We start from the raw sequence: 20966 nt of genomic DNA, 5'->3' as shown, positions 1-20966 counted from the left end.
AACGTCACACGTCCGTGGTGTTGACCGGCCACTCGGGCGCCGCTTACGTTCAAGCGCAGGGAAAGCGCTTGCTGCCCCCCGGGTCCTCGGGAGTCAACACGCGTTGGCCAACGTCAGAGGTCACGTCCGATGGAGCGCTGATCACGTTCATGCCCACAGACCACAACGCGTCCGCCACCGACGATGCCACAAGTCCTCAGAGCACGCCCGATCCGGAGCCTCACCGAGCGGTGATCCCGAAGCCGCGCACGGACCGCCCGGTGTCGCCGTACGCAGGCCGCCGCATCAAGGCCGCGATCGTGGGCACGGGCGGCATCGCGCGTTCCCATATCTCCGCGCTGGCCCGCCTCGCCGAGGAGGGCGAGACCGAGATCGTCGCAGCCGTCGACATCGACGCCGACGCGGTCGAGCGCTTCTGCGCCGAGGGCGGCATCCCGCACGCGTACACCGACCTCCACCGCATGCTGGAGGAGCAGCGGCCGGACCTGGTCAGCATCTGCACGCCGCCCACCCTGCACCGGGAGCAGACCGTCGCCGCGCTGCGGGCGGGCGCCTGGGTGTGGTGCGAGAAGCCGCCGGTGCCCACGCTGGCCGACTTCGACGCCGTCGAGGCGGAGGAGGGCAAGGACGGCGGCCCGTACGCGGCGATCGTCTTCCAGCACCGCTTCGGCTCCGGCTCCCGGCACGTGCGGCGGCTGCTCACGGAGCAGGCCCTGGGCCGACCGCTGGTCGCGCACTGCCAGACCACCTGGTACCGCAACGCCGCCTACTACGCCGTTCCGTGGCGCGGCCGCTGGCACACCGAGGGCGGCGGACCCGCCATGGGCCACGGCATCCACCAGATGGACCTCCTGCTCGACCTGCTCGGACCGTGGAGCGAGGTGCGGGCCATGGCCGGGCGGCTGGTGCACGACGTGGAGACGGAAGACGTCTCGACGGCGCTCGTCCGGTTCGAGAACGGCGCCCTCGCCACCATCGTGAACAGCGTGCTCAGCCCGGACGAGGTCAGCCGCATCCGCATCGACTGCGAGCGCGCCACCGTGGAACTCAAGCACCTGTACGGACACAGCAACGACAACTGGCGCATCACCCCGGCCCCCGACGTGCCCGAGGAGGAGGCCGCGGCCTGGCGCGACTTCGGCGAGGACGTGCCGAGCTCGCACACGGAGCAGCTGCGCGAGCTGGTCGCCAGCATGCGCGCGGGCGAGCGGCCCCGGAGCAGCGGCGCAGACGGGCGGACCAGCCTGGAGCTGATCACCGCGCTGTACAAGTCGGCGTTCACCGACACGACCGTCCGCGCCGGGGAGATCGGCCCCGGCGACCCGTACTACACGGCCCTGCACGGAGGCGCGCCCGGCTGGGCGCCCGTGGTGGCTCAGGCGTCCTCGGCGACGCCGAGCGAGGAGGTGTCCGCATGACCGCGAACCTGCGCATCGTGCACGCGCACGGCGACCGCATCACCCTCACGGAACCGACCACCGGCGTCGAGCTCTTCTCCTACGTGTACGGCCCCGAGGCGGCCTGGGAGGCGCCCAAGCCGTATCTGCACCCGATCCGTACGCTCGCGGGTGACGTCGTCACCGACTACCGGCCCAACGACCACCGCTGGCACAAGGGCCTGCAGCTGACCGCCTCCCATCTGTCGGGGCAGAACCTGTGGGGCGGCAACACCTACGTGCGCGGCGAGGGCTACCTGGAGCTGCCGGAACGCGTCGGCTCTATGGCGCACGTCGCCTTCGACGAGGTCGACGCGGACGGCGACCGCGCGGTCATCGCCGAGCGGCTCACCTGGCACCCGTACACCGGCGAGCTGTGGGCCGAGGAGGAGCGCCGCATCGAGGTGCACGACGTCGACGTCGCCTCTCGGAGCTGGGCCCTGACCTGGACGTCCGCGATCACCAACCGCCGCGACGAGCCGCTGTTGTTCGGCAGCCCGACGACGGCCGGCCGGGAGATGGCCGGCTACACCGGCCTCTTCTGGCGCGGTCCGCGCGCCTTCCGCGACGGAAGGGTCGTCTCGCCCGACGCGGAAGGCCCCGGTCTGATGGGGCAGCAGGCCCCCTGGCTCGCGTACTCGGGTGAGCACGACGGCACCGACGGGCACGCCACCCTCGTCTTCGCGCACGCACCCGAGAACGACCACCTGGGCGAGCGGGGCGCCCATCCCGCCCACTGGTTCGTCCGCAACGACCCCTTCGCCGCCGTCGCTCCCTCCTGGGCGTTCCACGACGAGCTGGAGCTGGCCCCGGGCGACACCCTGCGCCGCCGCTACCGGGTCGTGGTCGCGGACGGCGCGTGGGAGCGTGAAGAGGTGGCCAAGTACCTCGAGGAGCATCCGTGGTGAGCACAGCGGAGTTCACGGGACTGCCGGGCGCCGTCGCCGTCTCCCACCTGTCCGTCTATGACTGGCCGGCGGTCGACGGCATGTGCGGCGGCACCCCGCACATGCATCTGACCTGCTCGGAGGCGTATGTCGTCACCGGCGGGCGCGGCGCGGTGCAGACTCTGACGACGTCCGGGTACGAGGTCACGCCGCTGGAGCCCGGCACGGTCGCCTGGTTCACGCCGGGCACCATCCACCGGCTGGTCAACGAGGACGACCTGCGGATCACCGTCCTCATGCAGAACAACGGGCTGCCCGAGGCGGGCGACGCCGTCCTGACCCTGCCCCCGCAGTACCTGACCGACCCCGAGACGTACGCCGCCGCGACCGCGATCCCCGGTGACGCTCCCGTGGAGGAGCAGGAGAGGGTCGCCCGAGCCCGCCGCGACCTGGCCCTGGAGGGCTACCGGGCGCTGCGCGACGCGGACGGCCCCGAGCCGCTCGCCGCCTTCCACCGGGCCGCCGCCGCGCTGGTGCGGCCGCGGCTGGCCGAGTGGCGCGAGCGGTGGGAGCGCGGCGCCCGGGCAGCCGCGGCGGCGACCGGCGACCAGCTCGACCGCCTGGAGCGCGGCGACGCCTCTCACCTCGCGGACGCGGTCGTACGGTCCCAGCAGCCGGCCGCGTACGGGAAGTTCGGGATGTGCGGACGGCTCGACGTCTACAAGGGGACCGTGTAGGCAGGCTTACGCGGCGGCCGGGCCGGACACCGTCCAGCCCGGCGTCTGCGGGTGCGCCGTCAGGTCCTCGTGGCGTACTTCCTCGCCGCAGGCGGAGCAGGTGACGACCGGGACGAGTTCGTTGCCGCAGATGTGTTCGATCACCATGGGGCGATCGCCGTCTTTCCTGAGATGGCGGTCGCCCCATTCCTTGAGGGACATCAGGACCGGCTCCAGTTCCAGACCCGCCGCTGTGGCCCGGTACTCGAAGCGCTGCGGGCGCTCGCTGTAGAGCCTCTTCGTCAGGATCCCCGCCTCCACCAGCCGCTTCAGCCGCGCGGCCAGGATGTCGCGCGGGGCGCCGATGTTGCGCACGAGCTGGTCGAATCGCCCGTTTCCGAGGCACACCTCGCGCAGGACGAGCAGGGAGTACTTCTCGCCGACCAGGGCCAGGGCGTCGGCGATGGAGCAGGGGCGCGGGTCTTTGGTGGCGGCCATGAGACCCAGTCTAGGTGAGGGTTTGATTTTCCAACCCTGAGCGTTATGGTGGGTCCAGATTTCCTACTCACCGGTAATCGCCGCACCGGCAGCCGCCGGGCAAGGAGGCCCGCACCATGCGTGACGCCGTCATCGTCGAAGCCGTACGCACCCCGGTGGGCAAGGGGAAGCCGAACGGCGCCCTCGCCCACGTCCACCCCGTGGAACTCCTCGCGCACACCCTGCGCACCCTCGTCGAGCGCACCGGCATCGACCCGGCGCTCATCGACGACGTCATCGGCGGCACCGTCGACCAGGTCGGCGAGCAGGCCATGAACACCACCCGGTACGCCGTCCTGTCCGCGGGCTTCCCGGAGACGGTGCCCGCGACCACCGTCGACCGCCAGTGCGGCTCCTCCCAGCAGGCCGTGCACTTCGCGGCGCAGGGCGTGATCTCGGGCGCGTACGACATCGTCGTGGCCTGCGGTGTGGAGTCCATGAGCCGCGTACCGATGTGGTCCAACGTGCCCGCCGGCAAGGACCCCTTCGGGCCCGGTGTCGCCGAGCGCTACCCGGAGGGCCTGGTCCCGCAGGGCATCAGCGCCGAGCTGATCGCCGCCAAGTGGTCGATCGACCGTGAGCAGATGGACGCCTTCGCCGTCTCCTCGCACCGGAAGGCGGCAGCGGCCTGGGACGCCGGCCTGTTCGACGCGGAGACGGCTCCCCTGGAGGGCCTCACGCGCGACGAGTGCATACGCCCCGGCAGCACCTCCGAGACCCTCGCCGGGCTCAAGCCCGCCTACTACGATCCCGCGTTCGCCGAGCGGTTCCCGCAGATCGAGTGGAACGTCACCGCCGGCAACGCGAGCCCCATCAACGACGGCGCCTCCGCCGTGCTGATCACCTCCAGCGAGACCGCGGCCCGCCTCGGCCTGCGCCCGCTCGCCCGGCTGCACAGCTTCGCGGTCACCGGCTCAGACCCGCTGCTGATGCTCACCGGTGTCATCCCGGCCACCGAGAAGGTGCTGCGCAGGGCGGGGCTGACGCTCGGCGACATCGACCTGTTCGAGGTGAACGAGGCCTTCTCCTCCGTCGTCCTGGCCTGGCAGCAGGAGACGGGCGCCGACCTCGACAAGGTCAACGTGCACGGCGGGGCCATCGCGATCGGCCACCCGCTGGGCGCGAGCGGCACCCGCCTGACGGCGACGCTCGCGCACGCACTCCGCACGCGCGGAGCCCGCTTCGGCCTGCAGACGATGTGCGAGGCGGGAGGCCTCGCCAACGCGATGATCCTAGAGGCGGTCTAGAGGCGGTCTAGAGGCGGTCTAGGGGCGGTCTAGGGGCGGCCTGGCGGCCGTCTATGGGCTGTCCGGTGGCGGTCCACTGCGGCCCCGAGGCGATCTGGCGCCGTGGCCGGAAAGGTTCACCGGCTCGCGACGCCCGGCACGGCACTACCGGCCGCGCAGGTGGTGGCGCTTGCGCCAGGCCACCACCGCTCCGGCCAGCGCGGGCACCGCGATGAACGCCAGCGCGATCAGGAAGGCCGGCGAGGTCGGTTTCGCGGCGCGGGCTCCGGCGACCACGTACGCGGCGGTGTTCGGGAGCGATCCGAGCGCCGTCGCGAGCAGGAACGGCGCCCAGCGCATCCGGGAGACGGCGGCGCAGTAGTTGGCCGCCCAGAACGGCACCCCGGGGAACAGCCGCGCCGCCATCATCGAGCGGAAGCCGTGCCGGCTGAGCTGCCCGTCCGCCGCCTTCAGCCAGCGCCCGCGCAGCAGCGGGCGCAGCGCGTCCTGCCCGAGCACCCGGCCGAGCCCGAACGCGACCCCGGCCCCGAGCACGGTGCCCGCGAGGGCCGCGCCCGTGCCGGGCTGCGAGCCGAACAGGGCACCCGCCGCCAGGTTCAGCAGCGGGCGCGGCACGAACGCGACCGTGCACAACCCGTACGCCATCGCGAAGACGACGGCCGCCGCGGCACCTCCGACCTGCGGTGGCCAGCCGTGCGCCAGCAGTCTCTGCGGCTCGAACGCCAGCACACAGGACGCCGCCGCCACGAGCAGCGCGACGAGCAGGGCGAGACGCGACCAGGGCGACAGCAGCACTCTGGTGCAACGGGCGGTGAAACCGGGCGATATGGCGGCGGCGACCGGTGCGGCTGTGAGCTCCGTGGCGGCCCGGGGAGAGGCCGTGGTGACGGCCCGGGGAGAGGCCGTGGCGGTGCCGCCAGAGCGGGTGGTGGCATCGAGCATTCGGTGACAGTAACCGACGGGTGCGTGTGATCGCCGTATGGTCCGCCTCACGAGCATGAGAGGGATCTCTCGCCGAACTCGCCCCGCGCGAAAAACCATTCGACGCCGGGGCACGAGTCGGCGATGCTCTACGGCATGTTCCGGTACGCCTTCGTCCTCGCAGCATCCGCCGTCGCGGATGCTCCGAAGGCTGCCGTCCCGCTCCTCGTGGCCGCAGTCGACGGCGCCCGAAGCTGACCCTTCCCGGATCGTCCGGCGGACCCCGCAGGGGGAGGGTCGGCAAGACCTTGGGGTCCCCGTCCCGGCCGCGACTCCCGTCGCCGGGGCCGTCACTCAGCACCACCGAAGAGGCTACGAGGTACAGCCATGCCCAAGACGGCATACGTGCGCACCAAACCGCACCTGAACATCGGCACGATGGGCCACGTCGACCACGGCAAGACCACCCTGACCGCCGCCATCACCAAGGTCCTCGCCGAGCGCGGCACCGGCACCTTCGTGCCGTTCGACCGGATCGACCGGGCCCCGGAGGAGGCGGCGCGCGGCATCACCATCAACATCGCGCACGTCGAGTACGAGACGGACACCCGGCACTACGCGCACGTGGACATGCCGGGCCACGCCGACTACGTCAAGAACATGGTCACCGGGGCCGCGCAGCTCGACGGGGCGATCCTCGTCGTCTCCGCGCTCGACGGGATCATGCCGCAGACCGCCGAACACGTGCTGCTCGCCCGGCAGGTGGGCGTCGACCACATCGTCGTTGCCCTGAACAAGGCGGACTCGGCCGACGAGGAACTCGCCGACCTCGTCGAGCTGGAGGTCCGCGACCTGCTCACCACGCAGGGCTATCCGGGGGACTCCGTACCGGTCGTACGCGTCTCCGGGCTCAAGGCCCTGGAAGGGGACCCGCGTTGGACCGCGGCGATCGACGCGCTGCTCGACGCGGTGGACACGTATGTGCCCATGCCCGAGCGGTACGTGGACGCGCCGTTCCTGCTGCCGGTGGAGAACGTGCTCACCATCACCGGCCGCGGGACGGTCGTCACCGGCGCGGTCGAGCGCGGCAGAATCCGGGTGGGCGACCGGGTCGAGGTGCTCGGCGCGGAAGTGGAGACGGTGGTCACCGGTCTGGAGACCTTCGGCAAGCCGATGGAGGAGGCGCAGGCGGGGGACAACGTGGCGCTGCTGCTGCGCGGGGTGCCGCGCGACGCGGTCCGCCGCGGGCACGTCGTCGCGGCGCCCGGCAGCGTGGTGCCGAACCGGCGCTTCACGGCACGGGTGTACGTGCTGTCGGCCCGTGAGGGCGGGCGTACGACGCCGGTGGCGACCGGTTACCGGCCGCAGTTCTACATCCGTACGGCGGATGTCGTCGGGGACGTCGACCTCGGGGAGACGGCGGTCGCCCGCCCCGGCGACACGGTCACGATGACGGTGGAGCTGGGCCGTGACGTCCCGCTGGAGCCTGGGCTCGGGTTCGCGATCCGTGAGGGCGGCCGGACGGTCGGCGCCGGCACGGTGACGTCCGTCACCTGAGGGTGCTCTTCCGAGCGGGTGCGGGGAGGCCGCGGTCTTCCCGCACCCGCACAATGGAGCCGTGAGCGAGCCCATACCCGTCACCCGTACCACCGACTACGGCACCGCCAAGCTGATGCCCGACGTCGACCGTGAGCGGGCCTGGCTCCTCACGGTCGACGGGGCGCCGCAGTCGTACGTCGATCTGGACGCCCCGACGCATCTGGAGTTCGAGTACGCGCGACGGCTCGGCCATGTGCTGGACACGGCCGCGGAGCCGGGGATGGCGCTGGACGTGGTGCACCTCGGCGGGGGCGCGCTCACCCTGCCGCGCTATGTCGCCGCTACCAGACCCGGCTCACGGCAGGACGTGGTCGAGGCCGACCGGGGCCTGCTGGACCTCGTCGTGGAGCACCTGCCGCTGCCCGCGGGCTCCGGCATCACCCTGCACGCGGCTGACGCCCGCGCCTGGCTGGATGCCGCACCGCCGTCCTCGGCCGACATCGTGATCGCGGACGTCTTCGGCGGCTCCCGTGTCCCCGCCCACCTGACGACGGTGGCGTACGCGCGTGTCGCCGAGCGGGTGCTGCGCCCGGACGGCGTCTATCTGGCGAACCTCGCCGACGCAGCGCCCTTCGCCTTCCTGCGCTCCCAACTCGCCACCTTCGCCACGGTGTTCCAGGAGCTGGTGCTGATCGCCGAGCCGGCCGTGCTGCGCGGTCGCCGCTTCGGCAACGCCGTGCTCATCGCCGGGCACCGGCCACTGGACACGGCACCGCTCGCCCGCCGATCCGCCGCGGACGTGTTCCCGGCCCGCGTCGAACACGGCGCCGCGCTACGGGACTTCATGGGCGGCGCGGAGCCGGTGCACGACGAGAACGCCGTCCCGTCGCCCGAACCGCCCGAGGGCGCCTTCAGCATCGGCTGACCGGGTGCCGTGTCCGGCGTTGCGGCATCCGCAGAACGCAGGGGCAGCCCCCTTCCAGCCATAACTACTCACGGGTAACCTGTCGCGCATGAGCGCAGACCAGATGTCGATCGGCGAGATGCTCGCCGCCACGGTGCCGATGGCCAGGACCCTCAACCTGGAGTTCCTCGAGACCACGCCGGAGAAGGCCGTGGTGACCCTGCCGGACCAGGGCGACTTCCACAACCACGTCGGCGGGCCGCACGCCGGAGCGATGTTCACGCTCGGCGAGTCGGCGAGTGGCGCGATCGTGCTGGCCGCGTTCGGGGAGCAGCTGTCGCGGGCCGTACCGCTCGCCGTCAGCGCCGAGATCGCCTACAAGAAGCTGGCGATGGGCCCGGTCACCGCGACCGCCACGCTCGGCCGCCCCGCCACCGAGGTCGTCGCCGAGCTCGACGCCGGCCAGCGCCCCGAGTTCCCCGTCTCCATCGCCATCCAGCGTGAAGACGGCGCCGTCACCGGCGAAATGACTGTCGTCTGGACCCTGCGCCCCAACGGCTGACGCCACCACGGGCCGCCGTACGGCGAAGGGCCCCGGCCAGGCGCGTCTGCCCTGGCCGGGACCCTTCCGCGCCGGGCGGTGCGGGGACGATGGAGGAGCGATCAGTCCCGGGCCGCGCGGGGCGCCGCGCCCACCAGTGTGCGGATCTCGAACTCCTCGTACCCCGACGGCTCCTGCTGCGGTCGCAGCACGCTCCCCACCCACCCCAGCAGGAATCCCGCCGGGATCGAGACGATGCCCGGGTTCTGCAGCGGGAACCAGGCGAAGTCGATATGTGGATAGACCGACGTGGGGGAGCCGGAGAGCACCGGGGAGAACACCACCAGCAGCACCGAGCAGGCCAGGCCGCCGTACAGGCTGAGCAGCGCCCCGTGCGCGGAGAAGCGGCGCCAGAACAGGCTGTAGACCAGGGCCGGCAGGATCGCCGACGCCGCGATGGCGAAGGCGAGGAAGGCCAGACCGGCCGTGCTGATCTCCCACGGCAGCAGGGCCAGCAGCATGCCGAGGACGCCGATGACGGCCGCCGCCATCCGCGCCACGCCCAGCTCCTCGGTCTGGGTCGCCCGACCCTTGCGGATGACCTCGCCGTAGAGGTCGTGGGCGAGTGAGGAGGCGGCGGCCAGAGTGAGGCCGGCCGCGACCGCGAGCAGGGTCACGAAGGCCAGGCAGGAGATCAGCGCGGTGAGCAGGCCGCCGCCGAGGGACTGGGCGAGCAGCAGGACGGTCGCGTCACCCCTGGGGTCGATCTTCGCGATGTTCTCCCGCCCCAGGATCGCGGTCGCGCCCAGGCCGAGGATGCCGGCGGCGAGGCAGACGAAGCCGACGAGCCCCATGGCCCAGACGACCGAGGTGCGCAGCACCCGGTTGGTGCGGGGGGCGAGCAGGCGCATCACCACGTGGGGGAGCGCGGCGAGGCCGAGCACGATGGCCAGCTCCAGGCTGAAGAAGTCGAGCTTGCTGGTGGTACCGGCGCCGTAGCGCAGCCCGGACTCCAGGAAGCGCTGCCCGAGGCCGCTGCCCCGGGCGGCGGCCGACAGCAGCGCGTCGACGTTCCAGTGGAAGCGGGTCAGCACCAGGACCGCCATGATCGCCACGCCGGACACCAGCATCACGGCCTTGACGACCTGGATGAAGGTCGCACCGGGCATGCCGCCGAGCGCGGCGTAGACGATGACGATGGTGCCGATGGCGATCACACACAGGGTACGGACGGCCTGGCTCGGCTCGCCCACGAACTGGGTCAGCAGGGCTACGCTGCCGACGAGTTGGGCCACCAGGTAGAGCGTGGTGATGACCAGGGTGCAGACGGCGAGGGCCAGGCGCACGGGCCGCTGGAGACGGGGCAGGCGCAGCGCCAGGGTGTCGCCCAGGGTGAACCTGCCGGAGTTGTGCAGGGGTTCGGCGATGACCAGCAGCACCGCCATCCAGGCGACCGTGGTCCCGCCCAGGTACAGCAGTCCGTCGTAACCGGTGAGCGCGACCAGGCCCGTACTGCCGAGGAGGGTCGCCGCCGACAGGTAGTCGCCGCACATCGCCAGGCCGTTGCGCAGCGGCGACATGTTCCGGTTGCCGAGGTAGAACTCGCTGATCTCGTCGCGCTGGGGAGCCGTCAGCAGCGCCGTGAACAGGGTCACCACGACGACGGACAGGAAGAGGACGAACGTCAGTTGCAGGCTGAACCGGTTCACGACGCTCGTGGAGACCGTCACCACGTGCCGAACCCCCTGGGCTGCGGGGCGCTCGTCCCACGGGCGTCGGCGCGCTCGAGTTCGGTGCGCAGCCGGCGCGCCGCCGGGTCGACGCGCCGGCTCATGTGCACGGTGTAGCGCCACACCGCGAGGGCCATCACGGCGAACTGGGCGAGGCCCAGCGCCAGGCCCACGGTGAGATGGCCGGCCAGAGGCTGGTTCATCACACCCGGGGCGAAACTCGACAACAACACGTAGAGCAGAAAACCGCCCACGACAAGCGTCACGGTGACGGCCGCGAAGGTGCGGAACCCGCCGCGAATCGACTGGAAATCGGGATGCTCGTACAGGGACGGAACCCTCGTGGAATCCGCTGCCGGGGGAGACCAGTCGGCGGGTGGCGGTGGATATCCGTTCATGACGCACCTTCTTCGCTGCGTGTGCCGCGCTGCCGTCTTCGGCCCAGGTCAGATGGGGTAACCAGGGACGGGTCGGCCCCGGAGGAATGGCCCGTCGAGAACTTCCGGGGTACCGAAGCCGGGCTTTTGTGCGGACTTTGTGGGGGGTTTGTGGCGCCCCCGGCCCACGGATTCACGGCAAGGTCGGGGCGGCCCTGTCCAGGGTGGTGACGGGGCCGGATGCGGAGTATTGCAGCGGGGCCATTCAACTATCAACTGCCCGCACGGCGTGGATATTTGAACAGACTCGTTTCCGCATTCCCGGCGGGCCGAATGCGCCACGCGGGACGGCCGGCGACCTCCGCGGCGCCCACCCTCGCCGGTGCGCGCGGTTTCGGTTGCGGCTTCGGTTCCTGTCGGCGGACGCGGGAGTTCTCGTTCACTTCACTGGCACGAGTCACCGAACGCGGAGCGGAGGGCGTTGCCGCGGCAGATGGTCCGGTACCGGGGCTCGTTCGTCCGGGACGGGGTGCCGCGCGCCGCGGGGGAGCCCGCCATGCCCGGCCGGCCGGGGGCTCGTCCTCTCCCTGAACACGGCCTCCGAGGGCGAGAACACCCTGAGCGCCACCGTCGGACGCGACCACCGGTGGGATCTCCGGGACGGCGGCATGGCCGGCTGAGCCGGTAGGCTTCACGGCGTGTGCGGTGCCGGCCGGCCCGCGCACGCCGCGAAGGCAGGGACGCGAATCGGGGAGGAACCGGCGGTGCACGTCCAGGAGTGGCTCGACACGGTCCCAGCAGCCGCCGTCTACGCCGTGGTGGCGCTGGTCATCGGTCTGGAGAGCCTGGGCATCCCGCTGCCCGGCGAGATCGTCCTGGTGTCGGCGGCTCTGCTGTCCTCCCAGCACGGCGGCATCAACCCGGTGGTCCTCGGGGCCTGCGCGAGCGCCGGCGCCGTCGTCGGCGACTCGATCGGCTACGCGATCGGCCGCAAGGGCGGGCGGCCGCTGCTGGCCTGGCTCGGGAAGAAGTTCCCCAAGCACTTCGGCGAGGGCCATGTCGCGACCGCCGAGCGGTCCTTCGAGAAGTGGGGCATGTGGGCGGTCTTCTTCGGCCGTTTCGTCGCCCTGCTGCGGATCTTCGCCGGGCCGCTCGCCGGGGTGCTGAGGATGCCGTACTGGAAGTTCCTGATCGCGAACTTCCTGGGGGGCGTCGTCTGGGCGGGCGGCACCACCGCGGTCATCTACTACGTGGGTGTCGTCGCCGAGTCCTGGCTGAAGAAGTTCTCCTACCTCGGGCTGGTGGCGGCGGCCCTGATCGGCCTCGCCTCGATGCTGATCGTGAAGCGCAAGGCCGGCAAGGCGAGCAGGGCGGCGGCCGGTGAGCAGGAGACGGAGCCGGAGACCGTACCGGCCTCCGAGTGAGCCTCACCTCTCCTCGTGCACCTCGCGGTGCGCCCGCGCCAGGTCCGCGTACATCGTGCCGTTCAGTGTGATGACCTCCCGCTCCTCGGCCGTCAGCTGCCGCTTGACCTTGGCGGGGACGCCCGCCACCAGTGAGCCCGGCGGCACCCGCATGCCCTGCGGGACCAGGGCCTGGGCGGCGACCAGGGAGCCCGCGCCGATGACCGCGCCGTTGAGGACGGTGGCGCCCATGCCGATCAGGCAGTCGTCCTCCACGGTCGCGCCGTGGACCACCGCGTTGTGCCCGATGGAGACCCGTTCGCCGACGGTGACCGGGAAGCCCGGGTCGGCGTGCAGCGTGCAGTTGTCCTGGACGTTGCTGCTCGCGCCGACGGTGATCCGCTCGACGTCGCCGCGCAGTACCGCGCCGTACCAGACGCTCGCGCCCGCGTGCAGCGTCACGTCCCCGATCACCACCGACGTGGGGGACACGAACGCCTCCTGATCCACCTTGGGATCCCTTCCGCCGATCCCCGTTATCAGCGCCTTCCGCGTCATGGCCGTCTCCTCGTGGTCGGTACACCGGCACCGTACGCCATCGGTGGGGCGAAGATCACAGGCGCCCCGACGCCCGGCCCCAGCCCCGGCCGATTACGGTAAGCGGGTGCTCAGGAGCAGGAACACGTTCTCATCATGGCGCCGTGGCCTCGCGCAGCGCGCCGTCCACGCGGGCTGGGCCTGGGTGCAGCGCACGGGGTCGGTGACCGCGGAGCACCCAGGGCGCTTCCGCTTCGGCGCGATGGGAACAGGTACCAGACTCGCCTTCCCGCTCGGCACGGTCTTCGGTGAGCCCTGGATCCACCTCGGCGCCCACTGCATCATCGGCGAACAGGTCACGCTGACCGCGGGGCTGATGCCCGACCTGGACCTCGGCGCGGACCCGATCCTGCGCATCGGCGACGGTGTGGTCCTCGGCCGGGGCAGCCATGTCATCGCCGACACCACGGTCACGATCGGCAGCGACTGCTACTTCGGGCCGTACGTCTACGTGACCTCCACCAACCACTCCTACGACGATCCCCATGAGCCGATCGGCAAGCAGTGGCCCCGGATGGAGCCGGTGGAGATCGGGCCGGGCTGCTGGATCGGCACGGGCGCGGTGATCCTGCCGGGAGCGCGGATCGGGCGGAACGTGGTGGTGGCGGCCGGAGCGGTGGTACGGGGTGCCGTACCGGACCACGCGGTGGTGGCGGGGGCCCCGGCACGGGTCGTACGGCGCTGGACGCCCGAGGCCGGTTGGCAGCCCCCGCTGAGGACCCCGCCCCCGGTCCCGATCCCGGACGGTGTCACGCCGGACCAGTTGCTGGCGCTGGCCGAACTGGACGAGGAGGACGTCGCCCGGCTCGCCGAGCTGGAGACGGAATCCTGAGTCAGCCGGTGGCGAGCAGCACCGTGCCCACCAGGGCCAGACCCGCGCCCGCCGCCTGCACGGCGCGCAGCCGTTCGCTGAGGAAGCCGCGCGCGGCGAGCGCCGTGACCACCGGGTAGAGCGAGGCGAGCACCGCCGCCACGGTGACCGGGCCGTGCTGGGCGGCGATCGCGTACGTGCCGTTGGCCGCCACGTCGGCCAGACCGACGAAGGCGAGCGCGGGCAGGGAACGCCGGGGCAGGCCCTCGGCAGGAAGCGCCGGGGCGCCCCTGCGCAGGGCGACGTACAGGGCGGCTCCGCCTCCGGCGACGTTCGCGGCGCGCTGCACGAAGAGCGCCAGGAACAGTCCGGTGACCGTGGTCGACGCCTCCGCGATCAGCGCGAACACCGTGCCGAAGCCGAGCGCGGCCACGAGTGTCAGCAGGATCGCCTTCCGCTGCACCGGGGCGCCCCTGAGCTGGGGGCCGCCCGCGAGCACGACGCCGGCGACGGCGACCACGATGCCGGCCACCTGCACCAGCCCGGGCCGCTCGCCGAGGAACAGCCCGACGCCGATGGGGACCGCCACGCTCAGGGTGGCCAGCGGGGAGACCACGCCCATCGGGCCGAGGGCGAGCGCCTGGTAGAAGGAGAGCAGCGCGACCGGGCCGACCAGGCCCGCGGCGAGCGCGAACCACAGCCGTGGCCCCGCCTCGCTCCAGCCGCCCGTGGCCACCACGATCGCCCCCAGCACGGCCGCGGCGATGGTCTGCGAGACGACGACCACGGTCAGCGCCGGCATGCGCCGGGTCAGCAGTCCGCCGCCGAAGTCGGCCAGGCCCCACAGAAGGCTGGTGGCCAGGGCGAAGAGTGCTGTCATGGACCGCCTCGCAGTACAGTTCAGTGAACGATCAGGTGCACCCCACCCTAGTTCAATCGAGTCAACTCTGTCATACACAATATTGGACGGAATGTGTCGGACCTCGACCTGCTGACCCAGTCCCTGGCGCGCAACGTCAAGCGGTGGCGTACCGAGCGGGGTTTCACCCTGGATACGCTGGCCGCCCGCGCCGGAGTCAGCCGCGGCATGCTCATCCAGATCGAGCAGGCCCGCACCAACCCGAGCATCGGCACGGTCGTCAAGATCGGCGACGCCCTCGGTGTCAGCGTCACCACGCTGCTCGACTACGAGCAGGGCCCCAAGGTCCGCATCGTCCCGGCCGAGCAGGCCGTACGCCTCTGGCACACGGACGCCGGCAGCTACAACCGCCTCCTCGCGGGCACCGAGGCGCCCGGCCCGCTGGAGATGTGGGACTGGCGGCTGATGCCCGGGGACCGCAGCCCCTCGGACCCGCACCCCGTCGGCACGGTCGAACTCGTCCACGTCACCGCCGGCGAGCTGACCCTCACCGTCGACGGCGTCGAGCACCGCGTCCCCACCGGCGCCAGCGCCTCCTTCGAGGCGAGCACCCCGCACACGTACGCCAACGACGGTGACGTCCCGATGGAGATGGTGATGGCGGTCTCGGTGCCGCCCGTGCGCTGAGACGCCGCCGGGCCCGGGGCGCCCGGCTGTTAGCGTGCCGTCATGCGCGCACCCATCGGAGACTTCGACCACGCCGTCCCGGCCCCCGACTGCCTCGGGGAACTCACCGGCCCCGTCGCCGACGCCGTACGCCACTGGAGCGGCAGCGTGCCCGCCGAGCAGATCGTGTACGTCGACACCGAGCCCGACTGGGCCGACACGGCGACCTTTCTGGAGCACTACGGCAAGGAGTTGCTCGACCAGTCCGCCAACTGCGTCGTGGTCGCGGGCAAGCGCGGCGGCGACACGACGCTGGCCGCCTGTGTGGTCCTGTCGGCCACCCGGGTCGACGTCAACGGTGTGGTCCGCCGCCAACTCGGCGCCCGGAAGGCCTCGTTCGCGCCCATGGACGTGGCGACGGGGGAGACCGGCATGGAGTACGGCGGCATCACCCCGATCGGACTGCCGGACGGTTGGCCGGTGTTGGTGGACTCCAGGGTCGTCGACCTGCCGTACGTCCTGGTGGGCAGCGGCCGGCGCCGCGGCAAGCTGCTGGTGCCGGGCAAGGCGTTTACGGAACTGCCCAACGCGGTGGTGCTGCCGGGCCTGGGCGTCTGAAGGTCTCGGCGTCTGGCGTCTGAAGGTCTCGGCGTCCGAGGGGCGCTGCGGTCAACTCCGGGCGTGGTGGGCCAGGGCCAGGTGCGGGTCCTCCTCGCCCGGGGCGGGCGCCGGGTCCGCGTGCACCAGGGCGGCCGTCAGCCTCGGTAGCGCGTGCAGCAGGGCGTGTTCGGCCTCGACCGCGATGGCGTGCGCCCTCCGTACGCTCGCCTCGCCGTCGACCACGACCGCCACCTCGGCGCGCAGCCGGTGCCCGATCCAGCGCAGCCGCAGTTCGCCCACCTCACGCACACCCGGCACCTGTGCGACCGCCCGCTCCGCACGGTCCACCAGGGCCGGGTCGACGGCGTCCAGGACCCGACGGAACACCTCGCGCGCCGCGTCCCGCAGCACCAGCACGATCGCGGCCGTGATCGCCAGCCCCACCACCGGGTCGGCGAGCTGCCACCCGAGCGCCGCCCCACCCGCGCCCACCAGCACCGCCAGCGAGGTGAAGCCGTCCGTACGCGCGTGGAGTCCGTCCGCGACCAGCGCGGCCGAACCGATCGCGCGGCCCACCCGGATGCGGTGACGGGCGACCCACTCGTTGCCTGCGAAACCGATGACGGCCGCGACGGCGACGACCGGGACGTGCTGCATGGGGCGCGGGTCCAGCAGTCGCTCCACCGCCGTCCAGGCGGCGAAGGCGGCGGAGGCGGCGATCGTCAGCACGACGACGATCCCGGCGAGGTCCTCCGCGCGTCCGTACCCGTAGGTGAAGCGGCGCGTGGCCGCACGCCGGCCGAGGACGAACGCGATGCCGAGCGGTACGGCGGTCAGCGCGTCGGCCGCGTTGTGCACGGTGTCGCCGAGCAGCGCCACGGAACCGGACAGCACGACCACCACCGCCTGCGCCAGCGCCGTGGCCCCGAGCACGGCCAGCGAGGCCCACAGCGCACGCAGCCCGCGCGCGGAGGACTCCAGTGCCGCATCGAGCTTGTCGGCGGTCTCGTGCGAGTGGGGGGTGAGGAGGTGGCGGAGGTGAGAGAGCGGGCCGTGCGCAGGCTCGTGGTCGTGCCCGTGAGGGTGCGGATGCGGGTGGTCATGGGGATGGGCGTGGCGGCTGTGCGTATGCGCCCGGCCGTGCGCATGTCGCACGTGTCCGTCCCCCGCGTGCCGGTGCCCCACCTGTTCGCGCCCCGCGTGCTCGTCTGTCATCCCAGGCCCCTTCCGCCGTGCGGCAGTGGACGGGTACCCGCCCAGGAAGCCATTATGTGCGTATGAGCGCACGCATGCACCTATCATCTGCGCAGGATGCGCAGCGGCGCACGGACGGCACGGACGGCGGCCATCCCGGGACGCCGGGGGAGGAGCAGTTCGCGCTGGCGGCCGAGCTGCTGGCGCTGCTGGGCGACCGCACCCGCCTGGCTTTGCTGCACGCCCTGAGCGGCGGCGAGGCCGACGTCTCTACGCTCACCGAGGCGTGCGGCGCGGCCCGGCCCGCCGTCAGTCAGCACCTGGCGCGGCTTCGGCTGGCCGGCCTGGTCGACACGCGCAAGGAAGGCCGCCGCGTGATCTACTCACTGCGCGACGGCCATCTGCGCCGGGTCGTGGACGAGGCACTCAGCCTGGCCGACCACCGGCTCACCGACAGTCCGGCCCACGACTGAGGCGCCGGTTCAGCGGCCGGTGTCGTCCTCGCCGGCCTCCAGCAGGTTCGCCGCCGCGCCCACGACGCGGGGATCGGGGATGCCGACGACCTCCTGGTCCTCGTCGGCGTGGTCGAAGCGGGCGAGCACACCGCGCATCGCCTCGACCCGGGCCCGAAGGCGTACGCCCGGCGAAGTACAGGCAAAGCCGGAGCATGGGTCTGACGGGTGAAACGCCAGGTCCGGCGCGTCCGCGCGTATCCGCCGGCGTCCCCGTACGCGGACAGGGCTGTGGGCCAGGACCTCGCGGTCCTGGCCCACAGCCCTGTCACGTCCCGGGCCGGTGTGCGACCCGGTGCCCGGGCAGGTCAGGCGGCGACCGGCTGGGCCTGGGAGAGCTGCTCGATGACCTTGGTCAGACCCTCGACGACCTCGGTGTCGTCCGCCGGGTGGGTCTCGGCGAAGCGGGTCACGGAGCCGGGGATGGAGAGCTTGGCGTCCTCGACGACGTGGGCGCCGGCGATGCCCACGGCCTTGCGGGCCTCGTCCTGCGCCCACACGCCGCCGTACTGGCCGAAGGCGGTGCCCACGACGGCGACCGGCTTGCCGGTCAGGGCGCCGGCACCGTACGGACGGGACAGCCAGTCGATCGCGTTCTTCAGGACGGCGGGGATGGTGCCGTTGTACTCGGGCGAGAAGAGCAGCAGCGCGTCGGCCTGGGCGGCGGCGTTGCGCAGCGCGGTCGCGGCCTCGGGGACGGTGCCCTCGACGTCGATGTCCTCGTTGTAGAAGGGCACCTGGCCCAGACCCTCGTGCAGCACCACCTCGACGCCCTCGGGGGCGTGCTTCACGGCGGCCTCGGCGAGCTGACGGTTGTGGGAACCGGCGCGAAGGCTGCCGACCAGGGCGAGGATACGTACAGACATGGCAAAAACTCCCGGGATGTGCGATCAGTACAAGCGGACCGGGGTAGTCCGTTGAATGTTGTACCACTTCAACCGGACCGCGGTCCACTTCCTGCCCACCATAAACGGACCAGGGTCCGATTGTCTTCCCTCGGCGCTAGTCTGGTGTCATGACCGAGCCGCTCCCGCCCCTTCTGCCGCCCCCGGCCGACATCGACACGCCGACCGACCTCGCCCTCATGCCCACCGGCGAGACGGCCCGGCTGCGCGCCGACGCCGCGCGCAACCGCACGCGTCTGCTGGAGGTCGCGGCCCGCCTGGCCGCGGAGCGCGGCATCGCGAACGTGACCATGGAGGACATCGCCTGTGGCGCCGGTGTCGGCAAGGGCACCGTCTTCCGGCGGTTCGGCGATCGCATGGGCCTGATGGTGGAGTTGCTCAGCCACCACGAGGAGAAGCTCCAGGCCGCCTTCCTCTCCGGACCGCCGCCGCTAGGCCCGGGCGCGCCCGCCCGGGAGCGGCTGCGTGCGTTCGGCGCGGCCGTCATGCGCCATGAGCACGCTCACCGTGACCTGTATCTCGCCGCCCACATGGACCCGAGCCGCCAGCGCGCGACTGCCCCGTACCAGCTCCGGCTGGCCCACGTGTGCATGCTGCTGCGCGAGGCGAGGGCGGACGGCGACACCGAGCTCGTCGCGCACACGCTGCTCGGCTCCCTGGAGACGGCGCTCGTCGACCACCTGCTGACCCGCCGCGGGATGTCCCTGGAGCGGGTCGAGGCCGGCTGGTGCGACCTGGTGGACCGGTACACGGGCCGATGTAACGGCCGATGTACGGACTGACCCGCACCCCGCGCCCCGCGCGTCCCATCACCTGGTGGCCATGACGACCATGAGCAGAAAAGCAGAGATGTTCGTCCCCGCCGACCGCGATCCCCGCGTTCTCGGCCCCGCCACCGGCGACGAACGCACCCTCCTCGTCGACTTCCTCGCCGGTCAGCGCGCCACGCTGGAGCTCAAGTGCTCCGGCCTGGACAGCGAGTTGTCGCAGCGCTCGGTCGCGCCGTCCGCGCTCTCGCTGCTCGGCCTGGTGCGACACCTCGCCGACGTCGAACGCCGCTGGTTCCGCAGGGTCCTGGCCGGTCAGGACGCCCCGCCCCTGTTCTCCTCGCCCTCCGAACCCGACGGTGACTTCACCGGTGCCGTCCCGGACCCGAAGGTCGTGACCCTGGCCTGGGAGGCCTGGCGCGCGGAGACCGCCTTCGCCGATGCCTTCGTCGCCGCCGCACCCCACCTGGACGTCGAGGGGCACGACTCCTGGCGCGGCACCGTGTCGCTGCGTTGGGTACTCGTCCACATGGTCGAGGAGTACGCCCGCCACAACGGCCACGCGGACCTCCTCCGGGAGCGCATCGATGGGGCGATCGGGATGTGACACCACTTGGCCCATCCCTCATCGCCGCAACGTTTGCGCAGGTCAGCGGCTTATTATCGGACATGACAACGGTCACCGGTGCAGCCTTTGCCCTGGGGCGGGGCCATGGGTTTCACTGCGGTCGAGACATCCGGTTGCGAGGGGGAAGGCGGACCACATGAGCGGTCACGGTCATGAACACGGCGCGGGGGAGCATGCGGGGCACTCCCATGGTGTGTCGGCGGATGCCGACCGCCGCTGGCTGGGCCTCGCGCTCGGCCTGATCGCCGTGTTCATGGCGGCCGAGGTGGCCGTCGGTATCGTCGCGGGCTCCCTGGCGCTGCTCTCCGACGCGGCCCACATGCTCACCGACGCCGCGTCGATCGTGCTCGCTCTCATCGCGATGCGGCTGGCCGCCCGCCCCGCCCGTGGCGGCTTCACCTACGGCCTCAAACGCGCGGAGATCCTCTCCGCCCAGGCGAACGGCCTGACCCTGCTTCTGCTGGGTGCCTGGCTGGCGTACGAGGCCGTACGGCGCCTGATCGCGCCGCCCCAGGTGCAAGGGGGCCTCATGCTGGCCACCGCGCTCACCGGGATCGTCGTGAACGTGGCCGCGACCTACTGCATCTCGAAGGCCAACCGCACCTCGCTGAACGTCGAGGGCGCCTATCAGCATGTGCTGAACGACCTGTTCGCCTTCATCGGCACCGCGATCGCCGCGCTCGTCGTCGTCCTGACGGGCTTCCAGCGCGCCGACCCGATCGCCACGCTGGTGGTCGTCGCGCTGATGGTGAAGGCCGCGTACGGGCTGCTGCGCGACTCCGGCCGCATCTTCCTGGAGGCCGCGCCCGCCGACGTGGACCCCGACGCACTCGGTGACCGGCTCGTCGCCCGGCCCGACGTCGTCGAGGTGCACGACCTGCACGTCTGGCAGATCACCTCCGGCCAGGCCGCGCTGTCCGCGCACGTCCTCGTCGAACCCGGCGGTGACTGTCACGCCGTGCGCCGCGACCTGGAGGAGGTGCTGCGCCACGACTACCGCATCACCCACACCACGCTCCAGGTCGACCACGCCCCCGAACAGGTCCTGCAGGTGGCCCTGCCCGGCGACCGGAGCGCCGCTCGCGACGCCGCGCACTGCGACGCCCCGCACGGCCCCGTGCACCGGGAGGACCCTCACCACCACTGACGGCGACCGCCTTCGACCGTTCCTGATGGTCCTTGACCGTCT

At 72.1% G+C, this 20966-nt stretch carries 23 protein-coding genes and 1 pseudogene; 15 read left to right on the top strand and 9 right to left on the bottom strand.

Features of this window, described 5'->3' with window-relative positions:
* The first annotated feature begins 149 nt into the window (after positions 1-149).
* The 3 genes from ACIRC0_RS21725 to ACIRC0_RS21715 are packed head-to-tail and all read left to right on the top strand — an operon-like array spanning position 150 to position 3060.
* A complete protein-coding gene (locus ACIRC0_RS21725; protein ID WP_403617821.1) occupies positions 150-1418 on the top strand; it encodes a Gfo/Idh/MocA family protein in 1269 nt (422 codons plus the stop codon).
* Positions 1415-2344: a PmoA family protein gene (locus tag ACIRC0_RS21720; RefSeq protein ID WP_403617819.1), complete on the top strand. Its 930-nt coding sequence runs from the start codon at positions 1415-1417 to the stop codon at positions 2342-2344. The genes ACIRC0_RS21725 and ACIRC0_RS21720 overlap by 4 nt, the downstream gene beginning before the upstream one ends.
* Positions 2338-3060, top strand: a complete 723-nt coding sequence (locus ACIRC0_RS21715; protein ID WP_403617817.1) for a cupin domain-containing protein — start codon at positions 2338-2340, stop codon at positions 3058-3060. The genes ACIRC0_RS21720 and ACIRC0_RS21715 overlap by 7 nt, the downstream gene beginning before the upstream one ends.
* A 6-nt stretch (positions 3061-3066) precedes the next feature.
* On the opposite strand, the gene ACIRC0_RS21710 is transcribed toward ACIRC0_RS21715, so the two are convergent.
* Positions 3067-3537 carry a winged helix-turn-helix transcriptional regulator gene (locus tag ACIRC0_RS21710; protein WP_403617815.1) on the bottom strand — a complete coding sequence of 157 codons (471 nt, stop codon included), beginning with the start codon at positions 3535-3537 and terminating at the stop codon, positions 3067-3069.
* A 116-nt stretch (positions 3538-3653) separates the two neighbouring features.
* Between ACIRC0_RS21710 and ACIRC0_RS21705 the strand changes: the two genes are divergently transcribed.
* The gene (locus ACIRC0_RS21705; RefSeq protein ID WP_403617813.1) at positions 3654-4823 is read left to right on the top strand and encodes a thiolase family protein; all 1170 of its coding nucleotides are present in this window, start codon (positions 3654-3656) and stop codon (positions 4821-4823) included.
* Positions 4824-4967: 144 nt separating this feature from the next.
* On the opposite strand, the gene ACIRC0_RS21700 is transcribed toward ACIRC0_RS21705, so the two are convergent.
* Positions 4968-5765, bottom strand: a complete 798-nt coding sequence (locus ACIRC0_RS21700; RefSeq protein ID WP_403617811.1) for a TVP38/TMEM64 family protein — start codon at positions 5763-5765, stop codon at positions 4968-4970.
* A gap of 366 nt (positions 5766-6131) precedes the next feature.
* Here ACIRC0_RS21700 and tuf point away from each other — a divergent pair, with 366 nt between their 5' ends.
* The 3 genes from tuf to ACIRC0_RS21685 all read left to right on the top strand — a co-directional run bounded on the left by tuf (position 6132) and on the right by ACIRC0_RS21685 (position 8749).
* Positions 6132-7301 (top strand): elongation factor Tu, encoded by a 1170-nt coding sequence (tuf, locus tag ACIRC0_RS21695; RefSeq protein ID WP_403617809.1) that lies wholly within the window; start codon positions 6132-6134, stop codon positions 7299-7301.
* Positions 7302-7362: 61 nt separating this feature from the next.
* Positions 7363-8208, top strand: a complete 846-nt coding sequence (locus ACIRC0_RS21690) for a spermidine synthase (protein ID WP_403617807.1) — start codon at positions 7363-7365, stop codon at positions 8206-8208.
* Between the two features lie 103 nt (positions 8209-8311).
* Positions 8312-8749, top strand: coding sequence for a DUF4442 domain-containing protein (locus ACIRC0_RS21685; protein WP_403617945.1), 438 nt, complete (start codon positions 8312-8314; stop codon positions 8747-8749).
* Between the two features lie 101 nt (positions 8750-8850).
* On the opposite strand, the gene ACIRC0_RS21680 is transcribed toward ACIRC0_RS21685, so the two are convergent.
* Positions 8851-10461 (bottom strand): cation acetate symporter, encoded by a 1611-nt coding sequence (locus tag ACIRC0_RS21680; protein ID WP_403617805.1) that lies wholly within the window; start codon positions 10459-10461, stop codon positions 8851-8853.
* A complete protein-coding gene (locus ACIRC0_RS21675) occupies positions 10455-10856 on the bottom strand; it encodes a DUF485 domain-containing protein (RefSeq protein ID WP_403617803.1) in 402 nt (133 codons plus the stop codon). Before ACIRC0_RS21675 ends, ACIRC0_RS21680 begins: the two co-directional genes overlap by 7 nt.
* 743 nt (positions 10857-11599) lie before the next feature.
* On the opposite strand from ACIRC0_RS21675, the gene ACIRC0_RS21670 reads away from it, so the two are divergent.
* A complete protein-coding gene (locus tag ACIRC0_RS21670) occupies positions 11600-12259 on the top strand; it encodes a DedA family protein (RefSeq protein WP_403617801.1) in 660 nt (219 codons plus the stop codon).
* A 3-nt stretch (positions 12260-12262) separates the two neighbouring features.
* Here the strand turns inward: ACIRC0_RS21670 and ACIRC0_RS21665 are convergent, their stop codons facing one another.
* Positions 12263-12796, bottom strand: coding sequence for a gamma carbonic anhydrase family protein (locus tag ACIRC0_RS21665; RefSeq protein ID WP_403617799.1), 534 nt, complete (start codon positions 12794-12796; stop codon positions 12263-12265).
* Between the two features lie 106 nt (positions 12797-12902).
* Here ACIRC0_RS21665 and ACIRC0_RS21660 point away from each other — a divergent pair, with 106 nt between their 5' ends.
* Complete coding sequence (locus tag ACIRC0_RS21660) at positions 12903-13667, top strand: acyltransferase (RefSeq protein ID WP_403617797.1); 765 nt, start codon at positions 12903-12905, stop codon at positions 13665-13667.
* A 1-nt stretch (position 13668) separates the two neighbouring features.
* On the opposite strand, the gene ACIRC0_RS21655 is transcribed toward ACIRC0_RS21660, so the two are convergent.
* Complete coding sequence (locus tag ACIRC0_RS21655) at positions 13669-14526, bottom strand: EamA family transporter (protein ID WP_403617795.1); 858 nt, start codon at positions 14524-14526, stop codon at positions 13669-13671.
* Positions 14527-14619: 93 nt separating this feature from the next.
* Here ACIRC0_RS21655 and ACIRC0_RS21650 point away from each other — a divergent pair, with 93 nt between their 5' ends.
* Together ACIRC0_RS21650 and ACIRC0_RS21645 are read left to right on the top strand one after the other, a co-directional pair.
* Positions 14620-15192 carry a helix-turn-helix domain-containing protein gene (locus ACIRC0_RS21650; protein WP_403617793.1) on the top strand — a complete coding sequence of 191 codons (573 nt, stop codon included), beginning with the start codon at positions 14620-14622 and terminating at the stop codon, positions 15190-15192.
* A 42-nt stretch (positions 15193-15234) separates the two neighbouring features.
* Positions 15235-15789: a YbaK/EbsC family protein gene (locus ACIRC0_RS21645; RefSeq protein ID WP_403617791.1), complete on the top strand. Its 555-nt coding sequence runs from the start codon at positions 15235-15237 to the stop codon at positions 15787-15789.
* A 51-nt stretch (positions 15790-15840) separates the two neighbouring features.
* Here the strand turns inward: ACIRC0_RS21645 and ACIRC0_RS21640 are convergent, their stop codons facing one another.
* Positions 15841-16986 carry a cation diffusion facilitator family transporter gene (locus ACIRC0_RS21640; RefSeq protein ID WP_403617789.1) on the bottom strand — a complete coding sequence of 382 codons (1146 nt, stop codon included), beginning with the start codon at positions 16984-16986 and terminating at the stop codon, positions 15841-15843.
* A 62-nt stretch (positions 16987-17048) separates the two neighbouring features.
* Here ACIRC0_RS21640 and ACIRC0_RS21635 point away from each other — a divergent pair, with 62 nt between their 5' ends.
* Positions 17049-17438, top strand: a complete 390-nt coding sequence (locus ACIRC0_RS21635; protein WP_403617787.1) for an ArsR/SmtB family transcription factor — start codon at positions 17049-17051, stop codon at positions 17436-17438.
* Between the two features lie 9 nt (positions 17439-17447).
* Here the strand turns inward: ACIRC0_RS21635 and ACIRC0_RS21630 are convergent.
* Positions 17448-17594: pseudogene (locus tag ACIRC0_RS21630) on the bottom strand (polyphosphate kinase 2); the annotation flags it as partial.
* A 191-nt stretch (positions 17595-17785) separates the two neighbouring features.
* On the bottom strand, positions 17786-18343 hold the full coding sequence (locus ACIRC0_RS21625; RefSeq protein WP_403617785.1) for an NAD(P)H-dependent oxidoreductase: 558 nt from the start codon (positions 18341-18343) through the stop codon (positions 17786-17788).
* A 149-nt stretch (positions 18344-18492) separates the two neighbouring features.
* Here ACIRC0_RS21625 and ACIRC0_RS21620 point away from each other — a divergent pair, with 149 nt between their 5' ends.
* The 3 genes from ACIRC0_RS21620 to ACIRC0_RS21610 all read left to right on the top strand — a co-directional run bounded on the left by ACIRC0_RS21620 (position 18493) and on the right by ACIRC0_RS21610 (position 20924).
* On the top strand, positions 18493-19164 hold the full coding sequence (locus ACIRC0_RS21620) for a TetR/AcrR family transcriptional regulator (RefSeq protein ID WP_403617783.1): 672 nt from the start codon (positions 18493-18495) through the stop codon (positions 19162-19164).
* Between the two features lie 40 nt (positions 19165-19204).
* Positions 19205-19756 carry a DinB family protein gene (locus tag ACIRC0_RS21615; RefSeq protein ID WP_403617781.1) on the top strand — a complete coding sequence of 184 codons (552 nt, stop codon included), beginning with the start codon at positions 19205-19207 and terminating at the stop codon, positions 19754-19756.
* A gap of 157 nt (positions 19757-19913) precedes the next feature.
* On the top strand, positions 19914-20924 hold the full coding sequence (locus ACIRC0_RS21610) for a cation diffusion facilitator family transporter (protein WP_403617779.1): 1011 nt from the start codon (positions 19914-19916) through the stop codon (positions 20922-20924).
* Positions 20925-20966: the final 42 nt, after the last annotated feature.

It is taken from the genome of Streptomyces sp. NPDC093984 (genome assembly GCF_044764595.1).
Taxonomy (GTDB): domain Bacteria; phylum Actinomycetota; class Actinomycetes; order Streptomycetales; family Streptomycetaceae; genus Streptomyces; species Streptomyces cynarae.
Note: the sequence above shows the minus strand (reverse complement) of the source record. Positions and strands in the feature narration are given on the sequence as shown.

What these genes read in the sequence shown, in the direction of transcription:
- ACIRC0_RS21725 (WP_403617821.1), top strand. Translation starts at nt 150, where the DNA reads ATGCCCACAGACCACAACGCGTCCGCCACCGACGATGCCACAAGTCCT.
- ACIRC0_RS21720 (WP_403617819.1), top strand. Translation starts at nt 1,415, where the DNA reads ATGACCGCGAACCTGCGCATCGTGCACGCGCACGGCGACCGCATCACC.
- ACIRC0_RS21710 (WP_403617815.1), bottom strand. Translation starts at nt 3,537, where the DNA reads ATGGCCGCCACCAAAGACCCGCGCCCCTGCTCCATCGCCGACGCCCTG.
- ACIRC0_RS21705 (WP_403617813.1), top strand. Translation starts at nt 3,654, where the DNA reads ATGCGTGACGCCGTCATCGTCGAAGCCGTACGCACCCCGGTGGGCAAG.
- ACIRC0_RS21700 (WP_403617811.1), bottom strand. Translation starts at nt 5,765, where the DNA reads ATGCTCGATGCCACCACCCGCTCTGGCGGCACCGCCACGGCCTCTCCC.
- tuf (WP_403617809.1), top strand. Translation starts at nt 6,132, where the DNA reads ATGCCCAAGACGGCATACGTGCGCACCAAACCGCACCTGAACATCGGC.
- ACIRC0_RS21685 (WP_403617945.1), top strand. Translation starts at nt 8,312, where the DNA reads ATGTCGATCGGCGAGATGCTCGCCGCCACGGTGCCGATGGCCAGGACC.
- ACIRC0_RS21675 (WP_403617803.1), bottom strand. Translation starts at nt 10,856, where the DNA reads ATGAACGGATATCCACCGCCACCCGCCGACTGGTCTCCCCCGGCAGCG.
- ACIRC0_RS21665 (WP_403617799.1), bottom strand. Translation starts at nt 12,796, where the DNA reads ATGACGCGGAAGGCGCTGATAACGGGGATCGGCGGAAGGGATCCCAAG.
- ACIRC0_RS21655 (WP_403617795.1), bottom strand. Translation starts at nt 14,526, where the DNA reads ATGACAGCACTCTTCGCCCTGGCCACCAGCCTTCTGTGGGGCCTGGCC.
- ACIRC0_RS21645 (WP_403617791.1), top strand. Translation starts at nt 15,235, where the DNA reads ATGCGCGCACCCATCGGAGACTTCGACCACGCCGTCCCGGCCCCCGAC.
- ACIRC0_RS21640 (WP_403617789.1), bottom strand. Translation starts at nt 16,986, where the DNA reads ATGACAGACGAGCACGCGGGGCGCGAACAGGTGGGGCACCGGCACGCG.
- ACIRC0_RS21635 (WP_403617787.1), top strand. Translation starts at nt 17,049, where the DNA reads ATGAGCGCACGCATGCACCTATCATCTGCGCAGGATGCGCAGCGGCGC.
- ACIRC0_RS21625 (WP_403617785.1), bottom strand. Translation starts at nt 18,343, where the DNA reads ATGTCTGTACGTATCCTCGCCCTGGTCGGCAGCCTTCGCGCCGGTTCC.
- ACIRC0_RS21620 (WP_403617783.1), top strand. Translation starts at nt 18,493, where the DNA reads ATGACCGAGCCGCTCCCGCCCCTTCTGCCGCCCCCGGCCGACATCGAC.
- ACIRC0_RS21615 (WP_403617781.1), top strand. Translation starts at nt 19,205, where the DNA reads ATGACGACCATGAGCAGAAAAGCAGAGATGTTCGTCCCCGCCGACCGC.
- ACIRC0_RS21610 (WP_403617779.1), top strand. Translation starts at nt 19,914, where the DNA reads ATGAGCGGTCACGGTCATGAACACGGCGCGGGGGAGCATGCGGGGCAC.